2 protein-coding genes and 10 tRNA genes are annotated in these 3677 nt (G+C 38.8%); 2 read left to right on the forward strand and 10 right to left on the reverse strand.

Going from position 1 to position 3677, the window contains the following annotated elements:
- Both L652_RS0122630 and L652_RS0122635 read left to right on the forward strand, forming a co-directional pair.
- Positions 1-631 (forward strand): FAD-dependent monooxygenase (locus L652_RS0122630; protein WP_024603663.1); only part of this gene is annotated, 631 nt, incomplete at its 5' end.
- 154 nt (positions 632-785) lie between these two features.
- Complete coding sequence (locus L652_RS0122635) at positions 786-2369, forward strand: bifunctional diguanylate cyclase/phosphodiesterase (protein WP_024596963.1); 1584 nt, start codon at positions 786-788, stop codon at positions 2367-2369.
- A gap of 41 nt (positions 2370-2410) precedes the next feature.
- On the opposite strand, the gene L652_RS0122640 is transcribed toward L652_RS0122635, so the two are convergent.
- The 10 genes from L652_RS0122640 to L652_RS0122685 all read right to left on the reverse strand — a co-directional run bounded on the left by L652_RS0122640 (position 2411) and on the right by L652_RS0122685 (position 3667).
- A tRNA-Gln gene (locus L652_RS0122640) sits at positions 2411-2485 on the reverse strand.
- A gap of 40 nt (positions 2486-2525) precedes the next feature.
- Positions 2526-2610: transfer RNA gene (locus tag L652_RS0122645), tRNA-Leu, on the reverse strand.
- A gap of 71 nt (positions 2611-2681) precedes the next feature.
- A tRNA-Gln gene (locus L652_RS0122650) sits at positions 2682-2756 on the reverse strand.
- Between the two features lie 39 nt (positions 2757-2795).
- Positions 2796-2880, reverse strand: a tRNA-Leu gene (locus tag L652_RS0122655).
- A 71-nt stretch (positions 2881-2951) separates the two neighbouring features.
- A tRNA-Gln gene (locus L652_RS0122660) sits at positions 2952-3026 on the reverse strand.
- A gap of 40 nt (positions 3027-3066) precedes the next feature.
- Positions 3067-3151: transfer RNA gene (locus L652_RS0122665), tRNA-Leu, on the reverse strand.
- 89 nt (positions 3152-3240) lie between these two features.
- Positions 3241-3317: transfer RNA gene (locus tag L652_RS0122670), tRNA-Met, on the reverse strand.
- Positions 3318-3322: 5 nt separating this feature from the next.
- A tRNA-Gln gene (locus tag L652_RS0122675) sits at positions 3323-3397 on the reverse strand.
- Positions 3398-3436: 39 nt separating this feature from the next.
- Positions 3437-3521 (reverse strand) — tRNA-Leu (locus tag L652_RS0122680).
- Positions 3522-3592: 71 nt separating this feature from the next.
- A tRNA-Gln gene (locus L652_RS0122685) sits at positions 3593-3667 on the reverse strand.
- Positions 3668-3677: the final 10 nt, after the last annotated feature.

Below are 3677 nucleotides of genomic sequence, written 5' to 3' on the forward strand. Positions count from 1 at the left end.
CTGGCAGTATCAGCAGCATTGCATGGGGGTATTAATTAAACTCGATGCGCCGCAACAAATTAAAACATGGCAGCAGTTTACGCCAAGTGGGCCACTCGCATTTTTGCCAATGCAGGCACCATACGCTAATTTAATTTGGTACGACGATGCAAATACACTGCAAGCATTTAAAGGGCTAAACCCAGCTGAGCTAAAAATGCACATACTTAATAAATTTCCTGAACTTGCTGGAGACTTTGAAGTACAAACTCATGCAATATTTCCGCTTACTCGCCAACATGCTAACAACTATTCACAAGGGCGCTTAGTTTTAGTCGGTGACGCTGCACATACAATAAATCCCCTTGCAGGGCAGGGCGTTAATTTAGGTTTTCAGGATGTAGTGGCACTTGCTGAAGTTTTAGACAATGCAGGGGGTATAGGGTGCCCGATAACGCTTAAAGAATACGAGCGAGCTCGCCGTAAAGCTAATTTATTAATGATGAGCATGATGGACGCGTGTTACTTTGGCTTTTCTAACCAAGTTGCGCCACTTAAATGGGCACGTAGCCAGTTTTTAAAAATGGCTAATAATACAGGCCCTATAAAAAACTGGGTTTTAAAATACGCAATTAGCGGTGATTTAGGCTAAATTTAAAGTAGAGATTAAAAAGGCTCATTTATGAGCCTTTTTTTATGTCTGTTTTTAAGTGGACAAATAGTGACCCAGTTATATTAAATAAAATTTTAATTTGACTAGGGTTATATCACTAAACCGCAATTTAATAATTTTAAAGAGCCTATGTGTGGATAATTTTTTTTCAGTAATAATTATTTTAGGTGCGCTACTGCTAGTTGCTAGCTTAAAAACAACCTTTAAAGTTTGTAAAAAAACATCGCAAAGAGCGTGGAGTGTACTGTTATGCGCTATTGTCTGTTTTATTTTAGGGTATTGGTGGATACTTTATTACTTTTCAAATTACGATACGGCACCAATAATAAGAAATGCAGTTGCCACAATATTATTTGGTGGTGCAGGGTTTGTTTTCTTAGTTGTCAAACTGAGTTTGAAAAGCATCCTTAAAATAGAGCAAGCAACGCAGTATCAAAAATATCAAACTGAGCACGATAACTTAACAACCTTACCCAACCGCAATAACTTTTTTAAATCCTTGAGTAAACAAGTCGATTACCCTTCTTCATTTGCATTATTTTATATTGATTTAAATAATTTTAAACAAATTAATGATGCGTTTGGTCATCAATGTGGTGATCAACTACTGGCTGCTTTTGCTAATAAGTTAAGCAAAGAACTATGTGGCATTGCTAAGTTATATCGAATAGGGGGGGATGAGTTTGCGTTTTTACTGAATACCGATACTGATGAAAGCATGGCTCACTGTGTAAATATTATAAACTCAGCCGTTAAAGCTCCGTTTTGTACACATGAGCAAATGGTTAAAATACAATTAAGTATAGGCGTAAGCCGTTTCCCAGATGATAGCCGATTACCCGACCAGTTACTAAAAAAAGCCAACTTGGCACTGCATGAAGCAAAAAAGACATTTCAACCTTTAGTAAATTACTCATCTGAAATAGGTAAACGAGCTGAGGACTTTTTTGATTTATCAGTCAAAATTAAAGCCGCGTTACACAAAGGTGAGTTCGAGCTTTATTTACAACCAATAATGAACTCCAAAGATATTCAATTGCATGGCCTAGAAGCGCTGATCCGATGGCCGCAAGCTGATGGTAGCTTTATTAGTCCTGAAAAGTTTATAAGTGTAGCTGAGCGTACAGGGCTTATTTTTGTTTTATCGAAATGGGTTGTACAAGAAGCAGTTAACCATATTAGAAAACTTAAACTGTTTGGGTTTAGCGGTACTATTCATGTCAACTTATCAACGAAAGATATTGAAAGCAGCGAGTTTTACGAATTTATAATTAGCTTACTTACTACTGACCCGACTTTAAGTGATTCACTAATATTTGAAATTACAGAAGGGGCAATGATGACAAACATACCCGCAGCAAGAAAAATGATGCAGCAGTTAAGTATGCGTGGATTTAAATTTAGTGTTGATGATTTTGGTACGGGGTTTTCGTCACTGTCGTTATTAAGGGAGTTGCCCATAAACCAGATAAAAATAGATCAATCGTTTATCAAAGACATGCTCATTAATCCGCCTGATTACGCTATTGTAGAATCTACGTTGTTTTTGGCGAGCCGATTAAATTGCGATGTAGTAGCTGAAGGAATAGAAACCAAAGAAGTAGAGCAAGCGCTATTGAGTATGAACTGTGATTATTTACAAGGGTATTTATATAGCAAACCAATAAATATAGACGAATTTATAAATGTATATTTAAGTACAGAAAAAGTAAGCTGAATTTAATGAATATTGAGAAGTTTTAGAGAAGGAAGTCAAATTGGCTGGGATACCAGGATTTGAACCTGGGAATGCCAGGATCAAAACCTGGTGCCTTACCGCTTGGCGATATCCCAACTATAAATTTGATATTAATTTTAGTTCTTAATAAGAACATGGTGCGGAAGGAGAGACTTGAACTCTCACATCCTAAGATACTGGAACCTAAATCCAGCGCGTCTACCAATTCCGCCACTCCCGCATCACTAATGTGCTCATTTAACCTCTAAGCTAGAGTAATTCTTTTATTCAACTTTCCTTGGTAGAAGAAGTTGGCTGGGATACCAGGATTTGAACCTGGGAATGCCAGGATCAAAACCTGGTGCCTTACCGCTTGGCGATATCCCAACAAAGAATTCTTTTATAATTTTAGTTCTTATCAGAACATGGTGCGGAAGGAGAGACTTGAACTCTCACAACCGAAGTTACTGGAACCTAAATCCAGCGCGTCTACCAATTCCGCCACTCCCGCATCACTAATTTGCTCATTTAAACTCTAAGCAAGAGTCATTCTTTTATCCAACTTTCCTTGGTAGAAGAAGTTGGCTGGGATACCAGGATTTGAACCTGGGAATGCCAGGATCAAAACCTGGTGCCTTACCGCTTGGCGATATCCCAACAAAGAATTAATTGATATTTTTAGTTCGTATCAAGAACATGGTGCGGAAAGAGAGACTTGAACTCTCACAACCGAAGTTACTGGAACCTAAATCCAGCGCGTCTACCAATTCCGCCACTCCCGCATCGTTTGTGTTATAAAACACAGGTAGCTATTTTAGACTCTTCATTGAGTGCAATTTAACTCTTGCAGAGCCACTTCTAAAAAGAGAAATGGTGGCTAAGACGGGATTTGAACCTGTGACCCCATCATTATGAGTGATGTGCTCTAACCAGCTGAGCTACTTAGCCATTGTTGGCTGGGATACCAGGATTTGAACCTGGGAATGCCAGGATCAAAACCTGGTGCCTTACCGCTTGGCGATATCCCAACAATAACAATTGATAGTTTTAATTCTTATCAAGAATTATGGTGCGGAAGGAGAGACTTGAACTCTCACATCCTAAGATACTGGAACCTAAATCCAGCGCGTCTACCAATTCCGCCACTCCCGCATCACTAATGTGCTCATTTAACCTCTAAGCTAGAGTAATTCTTTTATTCAACTTTCCTTGGTAGAAGAAGTTGGCTGGGATACCAGGATTTGAACCTGGGAATGCCAGGATCAAAACCTGGTGCCTTACCGCTTGGCGATATCCCAACAAAGAATT

Source organism: Pseudoalteromonas sp. TB25 (assembly GCF_000497995.1).
In the GTDB taxonomy this organism is placed as follows: Bacteria; Pseudomonadota; Gammaproteobacteria; order Enterobacterales; family Alteromonadaceae; genus Pseudoalteromonas; species Pseudoalteromonas distincta.